General features: G+C 47.8%; 13 protein-coding genes. 10 read left to right on the top strand and 3 right to left on the bottom strand.

What is annotated here, in order from left to right:
* Nucleotides 1-140 precede the first annotated feature (140 nt).
* Nucleotides 141-1496, top strand: coding sequence for a sodium-dependent transporter (locus MHI06_RS28670; RefSeq protein WP_340399877.1), 1356 nt, complete (start codon nt 141-143; stop codon nt 1494-1496).
* Between the two features lie 178 nt (nt 1497-1674).
* Nucleotides 1675-2769, top strand: a complete 1095-nt coding sequence (rlmN, locus tag MHI06_RS28665; protein ID WP_340399876.1) for a 23S rRNA (adenine(2503)-C(2))-methyltransferase RlmN — start codon at nt 1675-1677, stop codon at nt 2767-2769.
* 167 nt (nt 2770-2936) lie between these two features.
* Here the strand turns inward: rlmN and MHI06_RS28660 are convergent, their stop codons facing one another.
* A complete protein-coding gene (locus MHI06_RS28660) occupies nt 2937-3377 on the bottom strand; it encodes a GNAT family N-acetyltransferase (protein ID WP_340399875.1) in 441 nt (146 codons plus the stop codon).
* Between the two features lie 233 nt (nt 3378-3610).
* On the opposite strand from MHI06_RS28660, the gene MHI06_RS28655 reads away from it, so the two are divergent.
* Entirely contained in the window at nt 3611-4051 is a 441-nt protein-coding gene (locus MHI06_RS28655) for a MarR family transcriptional regulator (protein WP_340402200.1), read from the top strand.
* A 98-nt stretch (nt 4052-4149) separates the two neighbouring features.
* Nucleotides 4150-4878, top strand: a complete 729-nt coding sequence (locus tag MHI06_RS28650; RefSeq protein WP_340399874.1) for a methyltransferase domain-containing protein — start codon at nt 4150-4152, stop codon at nt 4876-4878.
* A gap of 192 nt (nt 4879-5070) precedes the next feature.
* Here the strand turns inward: MHI06_RS28650 and MHI06_RS28645 are convergent, their stop codons facing one another.
* Nucleotides 5071-5853: an ABC transporter ATP-binding protein gene (locus MHI06_RS28645; protein ID WP_340399873.1), complete on the bottom strand. Its 783-nt coding sequence runs from the start codon at nt 5851-5853 to the stop codon at nt 5071-5073.
* Between the two features lie 493 nt (nt 5854-6346).
* Between MHI06_RS28645 and MHI06_RS28640 the strand changes: the two genes are divergently transcribed.
* From MHI06_RS28640 to MHI06_RS28615, 6 genes are all read left to right on the top strand, one after another.
* A complete protein-coding gene (locus MHI06_RS28640) occupies nt 6347-7264 on the top strand; it encodes an ABC transporter permease subunit (RefSeq protein ID WP_340399872.1) in 918 nt (305 codons plus the stop codon).
* 30 nt (nt 7265-7294) lie between these two features.
* Complete coding sequence (locus MHI06_RS28635; RefSeq protein WP_340399871.1) at nt 7295-8176, top strand: carbohydrate ABC transporter permease; 882 nt, start codon at nt 7295-7297, stop codon at nt 8174-8176.
* A gap of 69 nt (nt 8177-8245) precedes the next feature.
* A complete protein-coding gene (locus MHI06_RS28630) occupies nt 8246-9841 on the top strand; it encodes an extracellular solute-binding protein (RefSeq protein ID WP_340399870.1) in 1596 nt (531 codons plus the stop codon).
* Between the two features lie 39 nt (nt 9842-9880).
* Nucleotides 9881-10846, top strand: coding sequence for a LacI family DNA-binding transcriptional regulator (locus MHI06_RS28625; RefSeq protein WP_169480011.1), 966 nt, complete (start codon nt 9881-9883; stop codon nt 10844-10846).
* Nucleotides 10847-10972: 126 nt separating this feature from the next.
* Nucleotides 10973-12085 (top strand): glycoside hydrolase family 88 protein, encoded by a 1113-nt coding sequence (locus MHI06_RS28620; protein ID WP_340399869.1) that lies wholly within the window; start codon nt 10973-10975, stop codon nt 12083-12085.
* Entirely contained in the window at nt 12082-13134 is a 1053-nt protein-coding gene (locus tag MHI06_RS28615; RefSeq protein ID WP_340399868.1) for a pectinesterase family protein, read from the top strand. Before MHI06_RS28620 ends, MHI06_RS28615 begins: the two co-directional genes overlap by 4 nt.
* Nucleotides 13135-13224: 90 nt before the next feature.
* Here the strand turns inward: MHI06_RS28615 and MHI06_RS28610 are convergent, their stop codons facing one another.
* Entirely contained in the window at nt 13225-14082 is an 858-nt protein-coding gene (locus MHI06_RS28610) for an aldo/keto reductase (protein ID WP_076332070.1), read from the bottom strand.
* Nucleotides 14083-14159 lie beyond the last annotated feature (77 nt).

The raw sequence follows: 14159 nt of genomic DNA, 5'->3' as shown, positions 1-14159 counted from the left end.
GGGGAACTTATGGGATGAAGTTTTCCGTGTGTATTTTTATGTAAATAAATAACATTTCGACAAATTTCGATTTTCGAATGACCTGACACGTGGAGTAGTATATAATTACGGGAAAACTTTAAAGTGATGGAGTAGATACGATGAATTTTAGTAAGCCTAATCTGGATCAAGACAACGCTAGCAAAGGGGAACGTTTCTCCCAAGCAGGCTTCATTCTTGCCGCTATTGGTAGTTCGGTTGGTCTGGGTAACATGTGGAAATTCCCGTACATTACGGGTGAGAACGGAGGAGCTGCGTTTTTCCTGCTCTTCATCGTCTGTTTGCTGCTGATTGGTCTGCCAGTTCTTCTTGCTGAACTTGCGATTGGTCGTAGTGGCAGAGGTAGTGCAGCTACTGCTTTTATCAAAGCTGGTGGACATAAAGGTTGGCTCGCAGCGGGATTGCTGCAAGTATTGACGCCGTTTATCATCCTGTCCTTTTATGTCATTATTGCGGGCTGGACATTGCAATATGCAGTGACTTCCTTCAGTGGTTCATTGTTTAACAATCCGGATTATGCCGGACAGTTCAATTCCTTCGTAGGCGGTTATATGCCAATCGTGTGGCAACTGGTTTCAGTTCTGATTACAGGCTGGATTGTTGCCAAAGGCGTATCTAATGGAATCGAGAAGTTCAACAAAGTATTGATTCCAGCGATGTTGGTACTGCTTATTATCCTGATGATCCGTGCAGTTACATTGCCGGGTGCAGGTGCGGGTGTATCCTTCTTCCTGAATCCAGACTTCTCGCAGCTGACAACCGAATCCGCACTGGTTGCGCTCGGACATGCCTTCTTCTCCCTGTCACTCGGGATGGGTATTCTTGTAACCTACGGTTCGTATGTGGATAAAAATCAATCCCTCGGTGCAGCAACCGTTGCCGTTGGTGCGGGTGACCTGATCTATGCGCTCATTGCGGGTCTGATTATCTTCCCGACGACGTTCTCATTCGGGATTGCACCTGACCAGGGGCCATCATTGATTTTCATCGCACTTCCGGCTGCTTTCTCGGCCATGCCACTTGGATTCCTGTTTGCGGGATTGTTCTTTATCCTGTTGGCTATCGCGGCATTGACGTCGGCAGTATCCTTGCTGGAAGTTCCGGTGAAATATTTCATGGAACGTTTGTCCTGGAGCCGCAACCGTTCGGTATGGGTGATTTCACTCGCGGTCTTCATCGTGGGACTCCCTTCCGTATTATCGCTCGGTTTGCTGCCTGAATGGACAATTGGATCGAAGAGTGTATTCGACTGGATGGACTTTATGGCGTCCAACATCCTGCTGCCTGTCGGTGGATTGCTTGTGACGATTTTTGCCGGATACTTCTGGAAAACGGCTGCGGAAGCTTCCGGCCTGCGTTCCGGATGGTTCCGGGTGTGGCTGTTCATGCTGCGTTACGTAGCTCCGATCCTGGTTCTGTTGGTTCTGCTGCACACATCCGGTATCATTCATTTCTAGAAGTGAAGACCAGATAGGCATAAATGTTGTCTGTTGTGCAGATTTACCATGGATAAAACCTCTTGGAAGAAATGCAAAAGCCCTTGTTTTCCCGCGTCAATTTTGGGACAATACGGAGTAGAGGTTTTTTGGGTAGGACCGATAAGCCATAGCTTTTTTGCGAAAAGAGGATTATACAATGAACAAATCATCCATATATGGATTAACATTAGAGCAATTACGTTCCTGGCTGCCGGAGCATGGGCAGAAAAAATCCCGAGCATCCCGGATCTGGGAATGGTTATATCAAGAGCGTGCACACGATTTTCCTGCGATGACCGATGTCCGTCAGGAATGTCTGGACGTTCTCTCTGAGCATTTCACAATGAACTCGCTGAGCGAGCATGTGAAGCAGGAGTCGGCAGATGGTACCGTGAAATTTCTGCTTCGGATGCAGGACGGCAACCTGATAGAGACAGTATTGATGCGGCAAAAATACGGACTTACCGTATGTGTGACCACACAAGTCGGCTGTAATATCGGCTGTAGCTTCTGTGCGAGCGGTCTGATCAAGAAGAGCCGTGACCTGACCGCTGGTGAGATTGTGGAACAGATCATGCACGTACAGCGACATCTGGATGCAGCAGGTCAAGACGAGCGGGTAACAAACGTGGTTGTGATGGGTATCGGCGAACCGTTCGATAACTTCCAGCACATGAGTAATTTCATCGAAGTCATCAAGGATCGCAAAGGACTGGCATTGGCCGCCAAACGGATTACTGTATCCACGAGTGGCCTTCCGGACAAGATCAAGGAATTTGCAGACAGCAGTCTGCAGGTTAACCTGGCGATCTCTCTCCATGCACCGAATAATGAACTACGCACACACATCATGAAGATCAATCGGGCTTTCCCGATCGAGCAATTGATGGATGCGGTGGATTATTATCTGGCTACGACGAACAAACGCATCATGTTTGAGTACATCCTGCTACGTGATGTTAACGATCAGCGTGAGCATGCAGCGGAGCTGGCTGAACTGTTGTCCAGTCGCAGAAGTATGGTCAGTGTGAATTTGATCCCATACAATCCGGTGGATGAGCATAGTCAGTATCAACGGAGTACAGAAGAGTCGATTCTGGGCTTCTATGATACGCTCAAAAAGAACAACATCAACTCCACTGTACGTATGGAGCATGGTACCGATATCGATGCTGCCTGCGGACAGTTGCGCAGTAAACAAATGAAGAACAACGCTGTCGAATCCGAGCCAGGCCGTCTGGCACTGGGATAAGACACAACGCGGGGCTGGCAGATAAATAGGATGCGTGGGTTGCTATAATCAGTGCTTGTACTCTGTATGTGCCATTTACCGTTGTTGGATCACAAATGCGTTACCTGAATACAAAACGCCTCTGTATATCACTGAGAAGTGATGACAGAGGCGTTTTTGGGGTGTCATTATTTTAGTTTTTTGGTCATCAGCAGATGGGGAATGCCATCTTCCATAAATACGTCCGACGCAGGCGTATATCCGAGACGTTCGTAGAACCCGGAAGCTTGTACCTGTGCGTGCAGCTTGGCCTTTTCAAGCCCCTGAGCGAGAGCCATCTGCTCCAACTTGTCGATCAGCACACGACCCAGACCATGTTTGCGGTAATCGAGCATGACACAGATTCGTTCCAATTTGGCGACCTGTTCCACCACGCGTAGTCTGGAAGAGGCGGCAGGTACACCGTCAACATAGAGCAGAATGTGACGTGCTTCAGCGTCTAATTTATCATAAGCGTCGAATTCATCCGTAGCGGGTACACCTTGTTCTTCAACAAAAATAGCTGTGCGAATCGCGAAGCAGGCATCAAGCAATTCCTGGTTATTAACTTCAACAATGGTTATATTCATGAATGTTTCTCCTTTGGGTCATCGTAATATTATCCTGGCGTGATAAACTGATACATAACAGGAAGATGGGACGATTTTCGTTCCATGCATACGGTTTGAGCTATTTGAGCTATATGTTTAAAATTGAAACCAATTCAACTGTAGTTATACCATCAATTATGTTGCGAATGCAACAATTTAATAGGGGCGTGAATGTGTTGACTGAGAAAAAAGAAGTGCTGCGTGAGATTGGTATGATTGCCCGCTGTCTGGATTCCATCAGTAATGTTGAGTTTCAGCATCTGAACCTTTCCCGTGGACAATATCTATATCTATATCGAATCTGTGAGAATCCGGGCATTATTCCGAATCAGCTCGCTGAACTGATCAAAGTGGATCGCACGACGGCGGCCAGAGCCATTAGCAAACTCGAATCGGATGGATTCATTATTAAACAGCCAGCAATGGGTAATAAGAAGAATAAGGTGTTGTATCCCACAGAAAGTGGGCTTGAAGCATGGGAATTTATTCGTAAAGAGGGCGTGCATTCAGATCAGGTGACGCTGGACGGTCTAACGGAGGAAGAGATCGAGACAGCTATTCATCTTCTCAGAAAGATGCGTCATAACATTGAAGTGGACTGGAAATTTGTCAAAAAGGGTGGACGGCGACCCTACATGGATAATCTCGAATAGACAACAGCCTTTTTGTTATAGCCAGGCACATCCATATTCTGTATACTCTTACAGGCTGTAAATAGGAGTATGCTTATCCGAAATGGAGGGTCACTGGAATGAAGGGCAGAGGATCAGACTTTTACGATAATGAGGCGAATTTCGAAAAGTATATGGAACGTCGCAAGTGGCAGGAGAACGCCAATGATACATTGGAGAAGCCTGTAATGCTGGAGTTGATCGGAGACGTTGCTGGAAAGAATATATTGGATCTCGGTTGTGGAGATGCAAGGTTCGCCTCAGAATTACTGAGTAGAGAGCGCGAAGGTGCAACCTATACTGGGATTGAAGGTTCGGTGAATATGATTCAGGCAGCTAACGAATCAGTAAAAGGATTGAATGCCCGGATCGAGCAAGCGTTCATGGAAGACTGGTCCTACCCGGCGGGAGTGTATGATCTGGTCATATCGAGACTTGCCATTCACTATATTGAGGATGTGGACAGCCTGTTCCGCAACATATACGATACCTTGAAAGAGAAGGGCACATTCATATTTTCGGTAGAACACCCTGTGATCACGTCCACGTTGCAACCCTCCGGGACTCGAACCGATTGGGTGGTTGATCAGTATTTTGTGGAAGGATTTCGTGAGCAGCAGTGGCTTGGCGGTTCTGTGAGAAAGATGCATCGTTCCATTGAATCGTACTATATGGCATTGCAACGAGCGGGGTTCCGTGTGGAACATTTGCGCGAGTCAGCACCACAGCGTGCTCATTTTGTAAACGAGGAAACCTATCTGCGCAGGCAGCGTATTCCATTGTTTCTTTTCCTGGCTGCCCGGAAATAGATCGTGGAGAAGAATATAGAAGGACATAGCTAAGTTATACTCAAAAAGCAGAAAGTTCTACACAGGAAACGGTGGATAACACTAGATATAGGAGTAAAAAGCCCGAAAACTATCCACATGTGGATAAGATATTGGGCTTTTTACTCTTCTGTTCCGTGACCTTTGATACATTTGCTGTGTATAACCACGCGATTATGAATCCGCTGCAGCTCTGACATAGACACGTTCTCCATGCCGATCAACTTCAACAGGTGCCTCGAAGAAGTTGCTCAGCACTTCCGTGTTCATCAGATCGCCGGTTAATCCACTACTGACGACTTCGCCTCGGCGCAGCAAGAGGCTGTGACTGAATACGGGCAATATTTCCTCGGTATGATGGGTGACATAGATGAGTGAAGGAGTATCCGGACGCTGGGATAATTCACGGATGCTCTCCAGCAGTCGCTCTCTTGAGAACAGATCCAGTCCATTGCAAGGCTCGTCCAGAATGAGTACGCGCGGATTGGCCATGAGTGCTCGGGCAATGAGAAGTTTCTGTTTCTCGCCTTGAGAACAGGTGCGATATTCCCGGTCCCACAGGTGCTGACAGCCCAGTGTTCGCATTAATTCTTGTGCCTGATCCAGATCATCATCTGACAACTTGTCATATAAGCCAATGGTGGCATGTTTACCGCTGATCACCACATACTGTGTGCGGTCTGTGCCGTGCAATTTCTCTTGCAGAGATGAGCTGACCCAGCCAATGGATTTGCGAAGCTCTCTCAGATCCACATCGCCATATTCATGGCCTAACACGGATATCTTGCCTTCGGTTGGCCAGAGATATCCGGTGATCATGTTCAGGAGTGTTGTTTTGCCGGAGCCATTCAGGCCAAGCAATGCCCAGTGTTCACCGTTATTAACCTGCCAGTTGACATCGTTCAGCAGGGTGAGAGGGCCCCTTTTCCACGTGACATGCTGTACATCAATAATCATGCGTTATTCCTTCCTTCTGTTATCCTCAATTGTCCTAGGTGTATTGTAGTCACAAAACGAAAGAGGTTTCAACGCTCATTACGCTGTTCTTACCGTTCCAATATGACGAGGAAGCAATGGAGTATCGGAATCACGTGTAGATTATAATGGGCAGTCTCGCGTATGGGGGACTGTATTCAGAACGTTACAGCATGACACTGAATTTTGTTGTTGCCAAACGATGTAGACTTTGCTAAGATGGGAAAAAGTTTATGTAAGCGTATACATTTAAGGTAAAATTACAACGTTGTAATTGTGGTATTGGTAAGCATTGAAGAGAAATAACTACGGTGTAAGGAGGACTATTCCAAGCAATTGTCTAATTATTACGCAAATTAATATAGGTTGTTACAAAATGTAGATGGGTTGAATAATAAACGTGTCAGTGAACTGATCATGAATTTTATTGAAAAATTCAAACGTTGTAATTATGAACGAAGGGAAGCGATTTAAGGTGAAGAGACGCATGTCCACGTTGTTCAGCCTGATCAGAAGGGATAAGTATCTGTTGCTGATGTTCTCGCCAATCTTTCTGTATTACCTTATTTTTATGTACCTCCCGATGCCTGGCGTGCTATTGGCATTTCGCAATTTTCTTCCGGGGCAGGGCATGTTTAGCGGGGACTGGGTGGGCCTTCGCTGGTTTGAGCAGTTCGTGAATTCCATCTACTTCTGGCGGTTGCTGCGTAACACGTTTTTGCTCGCATTTCTACCGCTCCTGTTTGGCTTCTCCATCCCTATTCTGTTCGCGGTCTGCATCGTAGAGATCAAGAACCGCACATTCAAGCGATTTGCCCAGACCGTTACGTATCTTCCCCACTTCATCTCCACCGTCGTTGTAGCCGGCATGATTATCAACTTCCTGTCACCAACAGACGGTATCGTGAACACGCTGATCGCCAAGCTTGGCATGGACAAAGTGAACTTCATGATGGAGGCTGGCTGGTTTCGGACCATCTTCACCAGTTCAGACATCTGGCAGAGCTTCGGCTTCAGCTCCATCATCTACATTGCAGCCATTATGGGCATTGATCCCGAGATGTACGATTCCGGCAAAATTGACGGGGTCAACAAGTTTCAGGAGCTCTGGCACCTGACCCTTCCCAGCATCAAACCAACGATTGTCATCCTCCTGCTCCTGTCGCTTGGCGGCATTATGAGCGTAGGCTTCGAGAAAGTATATCTGCTCTACAATGGAGCCACCTATGAAACCGCCGATGTATTGTCGACCTACGTCTACCGGATGGGGATTGAGGGACAGAACTACGGCTTCGCCACAGCAGTGGGTTTGTTCAACTCCATTATCACATTTGTGCTTGTCTTTGCAGCCAATTCCATGACCCGGCGCCTGACCAAAATGTCACTTTGGTAACAACATAACCGAACCCAAAGGAGATCCTGTATGCAAAAATCGAGTAGTGATCGGTTGTTCTACGGATGTGTCTACGTGCTGACCATACTGGCGGTCGTGATTACGTTGTATCCCTTCCTATACGTGATCAGTATTTCATTCAGTTCGGTGGATGCTATCGACAAACAAAAAGTCGTACTGTGGCCTGTCGGGTTCACCCTGTCAGGTTACCAAATGGTCCTGCAATACAAGGAGTTGTGGGTTTCATTCTATAACACCGTCTGGTACACCGTGGTTGGTACACTGTTGAACATCGTGGCAACATGCCTCGCCGCCTTTCCGTTATCGAGACAGCAATTTTTTCTGCGTAGAAAACTGAATTTTTTTATCGCATTCACCATGTATTTCTCGGGGGGACTCATTCCGGTCTATATGCTCATTACCTCACTGGGGCTATACAATACCCGCTGGGTCATGGTCCTGCCTGTGCTGGTCATTACGTTTAACGTTATGATCTGCCGTTCGGCTTTTGAAGGCATTCCGAATGAAATCTTCGAGAGTGCCAGTATAGACGGGGCCAACGAGCTGACGATGCTGTACCGTCTGGCGGTTCCGATCATTAAGCCGACACTGGCTGTGCTTACCCTGTACTATGCGGTATTTCACTGGAACAACTTTTTCTCGGCCCTACTATATCTGGGCAAACAAGATATGCAGCCCTTACAGATGTTCCTGCGAAGAGTGCTGATCATGGCTTCGCCGGAAGTGATGCAGAAGATGGGAGGCACGATGACTTCGGGCGCACTGGCGGTCTCCTCCCTTCAGGTTCGTTATGTATCCATTGTGGTCAGCATTCTGCCGATTGTTACGATCTACCCGTTTATCCAACGGTACTTCGTTAAGGGAATCACCCTCGGAGCCGTGAAAGGATAGCCTTTTTTACCCGAGCATCAGGATTGACCAAGGTTGTTCCAGATTGTTCATACCAAGGAGGAATGATGGATGAGATTTAAAGGGGCAGGAAGAAAAAGTGTAATGGCAGCGATACTGGCAATCAGCCTTGCGGGTTGTAGCGGCGGAACAGGGGCGGGGACTGATGCAGGAAGTACCCCAACTAGCTCGGAACCAGTATTTAATTACACTGGTGCAGGTCCTGTAACCGATCAGCCGGATGCTAAATTGTCTGTTCTCGGAACCAACGCATGGACGACCAATGTGGATCTGTCTACCGCCGCCATCGTGAAGAAAATCGAGAGCAATGCCGGTGTTGAGGTCGATTGGGATCTGATTCCACCACAGAATTACGCGGATGCTGTGAATCCGAGGCTGGCTGCGGGTACGGGATTGCCAGATATCGTTTATCTGCCGGATCAGGATCAGCTCATGAAATACATCAACAGTGGTCTGTTTATCCCGATTAACGAACTGGTGGAGAAGTACGGCGTGAATCTCAAAAAAATATATGAAAAGTCCGCTTCGGTTAAAGCCAGTTTAACGGCGCCAGATGGTAAAATGTATTATATCCCGCAGCAGACGCTCACCCGAAACTATATGCCTGTGTTTATGATCAATCAACGCTGGCTGAAGCAGCTGGGATTGAATGAACCGACCACATTGGATGAGTTCACAGCGATGCTGCGCAAATTCAAGACGGATGACCCGAATGGCAATGGGCAGGCTGATGAAATTCCGCTGTCCATGGAATCGAAATTTGTATCGTTGGCTTTTGGTCCTGCCTTTGGTCTGGATCTGTCCAATCAATTCTATGCAGACGATCAGGGCAAGGTACATTTCAGCTATTATGAGCCTGCCTATAAGGAATATCTGACTTACTTGAACGGGTTGTACAAAGAAGGTCTGCTTGGTGTGGATTATGCCAGTACGACAAGTGATCAGGTGACCTCGCGCATCTCTCAGGATGTGACGGGAGCGACGTTTAATTTTAGCTGGTACATGTCAATGGTCTATAGCCCGCTCTTCAAGGATTATGATCCGGCTGAGCCCATCTTCAAAGGCATTTTGCCACTGAAAGGACCGCATGGGGATCAATTCTATGTAGGACGTACACCGGTAAGTGGTATCTTCGGCATTACACGTGATAGCAAAAATCCGGAGCTTGCTTTCCGTTTCCTCGACTATGCCGTAAGTGAGGAAGCACAGACGTATTATACGTGGGGTATCAAGGACGATACGTATACGGAAGAGAATGGCGTGAAGACATTCACGGACAAAGGCAAAGACAATGAATACATTCAAAAGCTCGGGATCGGACCGGTTAATCTGCCTAATATTCAATCCACCGACTCTGCCGATTCCGTCGTAGCCGAATGGCATGCCAAGCTCGACAAGGAACTGGAGCCGTACATCCGTGAACCGTTCCCGTTTGTCTACGCACTGCCGGATGAGGCGAGTGTAGAGAGTATGGCGATGCCTGACATCACGACCTATGTGGAAGAGATGAACTTCAAGTTTATTAGTGGAGATGCCAGTCTGGATCAGTTCGACAGTTATATTGAAACTTTGAAAAAGATGAATATTGAGCAGGTTATTGCTGGCAGACAGGCGCAGTATGATCGATATAAGGCTGCACAGAAATAGGAAATAGGGTTTCAGGCGTATGAGAGGTGTTGATTGATTTTGATAACCATTAAAGACATTGCCAAACTGGCGGGGGTGAGCTATAGCACGGTATCCAAGGCGCTTAACGATGATCCTCGAATCAAACCTGCGACGAAGCAGAAGGTGCTCGCCGTTGCGGAGAAACACCAGTATCGGAAAAACATGTTGGCTCGGCAGCTCTCCACAGGCAGAAGTAATATCATCGGTTTTGTACTGGATGAGCTGAGTAACCCGCTGTTCTCGAACATATCTGGCAGTCTGCACGCAGAGCTGAAGAAACGGGGATACCAGATGATTCTGGTCGTCGCCGATGATGGGGTGGATGTCTTCAGCCAGCTACGTGTGGACGGTTGTATCCTGTGGGACTATGCCTTGGACAATCGGGATGTATTTTGGAAAAAGTTTGCGACCCTAAACATGCCATGTTTCGTGTTGGGTACAGATGAAACGCCGAACTCTCCATACATTAAGATTGATCGCAAAGAGGGCATATTCAAAGCAGTTGAGCACCTGCAATCGCTGGGTCATACCCGAATCGGTTTTATTGGTAACTCGCAGAATATCAAACTGGAGGGATACAGGGAAGCGATGCAGCGCACCGGCCTGATGTTCAACGAAGACCATGTACTGCCAGCACACTCCTCTTGGGAGGATGGATATTTTGCCATACGTAATCATACATTTGGCCCGGAGTCACCAACGGCTTTTATCGGATTAAACAACCTGGTGACCCGGGGAGCGCTGCGGGCCTTGCTCGAAGCCGGTTACAGTGTTCCACGGGATATCTCATTGATCGGTTACGATGATCTGCCCGATATGCAATACGCTGAGGTTGCACTGACAACCATCGGACCACCGCTGGATGAACTGGCTGCGCAGGCTGCGGAGCTGATTGTATCGTTGATCCGTGATGAACAGGTGGACTATCCGGTAGTCATTCAGCCGAAGCTGAATCATCGTAATTCAACGGCAAAGTGTCAGTAATCCATTAATGCCGGTATCTTCGTCCTCTTTGGGATCGCGTAACGCTGTGTGGGGGGCGAAGAGTAAAAATGATTAGACGCACATGTGCACGTTAAGGATGGTACAACATTCAAGGAGGGGTCCGTTATGCAGGTACAGACGCAATTATCCTGGTCTGAGCGAATAGCAGAGACGATTATCCAGCAATGTGATGGGGACGGCTATCATGCGTTTCCTTCTGAACGATGGGCGTATGTTCAGGGTATGACACTAATGGCAATGGCGCAAACGGGTAAACAGTACGGCAAGGATGATTATATTGCTTTTATGAAGAGACATATGGATATGTATGTGCAGCAAGATGGTTCCATTGCGACGTATTCACTTGAAGAATACAACCTGGATCAGATCAATCAGGGCAAAAACCTGTTTGGATTGATGGATACTACCGAAGATCAGCGTTACGCGGAAGCGGCTCATCTCCTGGCAGCACAACTTGCAGGGCAGCCCAGAACATCCGAAGGCGGATTTTGGCACAAAAAGATCTATCCATTCCAGATGTGGCTGGACGGGTTATATATGTCGTCTCCTTTTCTGGCTCAGTATGCGAAGCAGTTCAATCGTCCGGAATTATGGGATGAGGTAGCTCATCAGATTCTGTTGATTGAACGCAAGACCCGTGATCCGCGGACCGGACTGCTTTATCATGGCTGGGATGAATCGAAGGAACAGGTCTGGGCAGATTCATTGACCGGATGCTCCGCACATTTCTGGAGTCGTGCCATGGGCTGGTATGCAATGGCTATTGTAGACAGCGTAGAGCATTTCCCTGTACATCATCCGAAGCGTGGAACGATCATTGGCATCTTCGAACGGATGTGCCACGCGTTGGTACGTGTGCAGGAGCAGGAGAGCGGGTTATGGTTCCAAGTACTTGATCAGGGTTTCCGCAAAGGAAACTATCTGGAAGCTTCCGGCTCAAGTATGTTTGTATATGCACTTGCGAAGGGTGTACGGCTACGTTATCTAGAGCCGCATTTCAGAGAAGCAGCGGAGAAAGGCTGGAACGGACTCATCTCCAAATTGGTGGAAGAAACCGCTGACGGAGTGAAGCTGAATGGAATCTGCCACGGGGCGGGACTCAGTCTGGACCGCGACGGCTCTTACAGCTACTATGTGAGCGAAGAAATTGTAAGCGATTCCTTTATGGGTGTGGCTCCGTTATTGCTGGCTGCGCTGGAAATGGAGCGATTGCCATGAGCAAGCATGTGTCACCGGATACCAATCTGGGTCAATCGATGCGATATTATACCGTTTCTTCGGATGGGACGGGTGATTATGCTACCATACAAGCTGCAATTGATGCCGCTCCGGACCACGGAACCGAAAGCTTCACGATTCGAATTAAGGCAGGCGTATATTACGAGAAGCTGGATATTGAGAAGCCTATGATTCATCTGATAGGTGAGGGAGCGGAGCATACGGTCATTACATATGATGATTATGCGCTCAAGAAGTTCCCGGATGGGTCGCAATATCATACTTTTCATTCCTACACAGCCTTCATCGGAGCAGACGATTTTACAGCAGAGCAAATATCCTTCGTTAACTCAGCTGGGCCGGGCAAGGTAGTAGGTCAGGCGTTGGCTGTGTACGTGGATGGAGATCGGGCAGCGTTCCGCAGTTGTCGCTTCATCGGCCATCAGGATACGATTTTTACCGGGCCTTTGCCGGAGCAGCCACTCGATCGCAGCTACTTTGGCGGGCCACGGGATGGGGCGGAGCGGCGTAAGCTGCGTCAATATTATGAGCACTGCTACATTGAAGGCGACATCGATTTTATTTTTGGCTCGGCTACGGCAGTGTTCAAGGGTTGTGAGATCTTTGCGAAGAACCGTTTGTCCGATACGGCGACTGCGAACGGTGAAGTGAACGGCTGGATTACCGCAGCATCTACACCGGAGGATGTACGGTATGGGTATGTATTTATCGATTGTGATCTCACCAGCAATGCACCTCCTCAGTCGGTATACCTCGGCAGGCCATGGCGTAATCATGCCAAAGTCTGCTTCTTGAACTGTTGGATCGGTGCTCATGTGAAACAGGAGGGCTGGCATAACTGGAACAAGGCAGATGCTGAAGCGACGGTTGGATATGCGGAGTATAACAGCGCGGGGCCTGGTGCGGAGGATACTTCGGGTCGTGTGCCTTGGGCCAAGTTACTGACAGAGCAGGAAGCTGCGGAGTACTCCATATCCCGTGTGCTATCCGGCAATGATGGCTGGCAGCCACATGAGAAACTAGGATAAGCGCAGAACGATTACTATAAAATATCATAAAAGCCTCCATACTCCCCGCTGACGCGAAGAGTATGGAGGCTTTGGAGTATCATTCTTTAATTAAAAATCGAAGTTGTCAGGATCGGGTCCAACGCGTACATCTTCGTTCAGGGCACTGATCTGATCCATCTCTTCATTTGAAAGTTCAAAGTCGAAGATGGAGGAGTTTTCGATAATCCGCTGTTCCTTAGTGGACTTCGGAATAGTAATGACCCCATTTTGCAGATCCCAACGCAAAATTACTTGTGCAACCGATTTGCCTTTGGCTGAAGCAATCGACGTGAGCACCGGATTGTCCAGTAACTGACCCTGCATCAGAGGTGACCAAGCTTCAAGTTGAATACTATGCTTTTCACAGAAAGCTTTAAGTTCAACCTGAGTCAGTCGAGGGTGGTATTCCACCTGATTGATCATCGGCTTCACTTTGGCATCCTGCATCAGGTCTTCGAGATGGTGAATCTGGAAGTTGCTTACGCCAATGGCCTTAATACGGCCGGCTGCATACAGCTCCTCGATTGCTTTCCAGGCTGCTTTGTATTTGCCTGCCTTAGGCCAGTGGATTAGGTACAGGTCGAGGTATTCCAATCCCAGTTTGTTCAATGTGGTATCAAATGCGGCAAGTGTCTCCTCATATCCGAGGTCTGCATTCCATACTTTGGATGTCACGAACAACTCTTCACGTTTCAAGTTGTTTTCTTTCAATGCCTCTGCAATCGCTTGGCCCACTCCGGCTTCATTGCCGTATATTGCGGCAGTATCAATGCTGCGGTAGCCATGTTTAATCGCATTTTTCACAGCTTCAATCAATTCAGATCCTTCTTCTACCTTAAATACGCCAAGTCCAAACCAAGGCATATGAACACCGTTATGCAAAGTTACTGTAGATTGTAAATGTTGTGCGGTTTGAGCTGTTGTCATGAGAGTTCCTCCTTTAAATGTGTAAAAATCAGTCATTTCAAGCTGAATTTCCGTTAGTTCATCATACAAAATCAAAT

Source organism: Paenibacillus sp. FSL H8-0079 (genome assembly GCF_037991315.1).
Taxonomy (GTDB): domain Bacteria; phylum Bacillota; class Bacilli; order Paenibacillales; family Paenibacillaceae; genus Paenibacillus.
The sequence above is the reverse complement of the archived record's forward strand: the minus strand, read 5'-3'. Positions and strand labels throughout refer to the sequence as shown.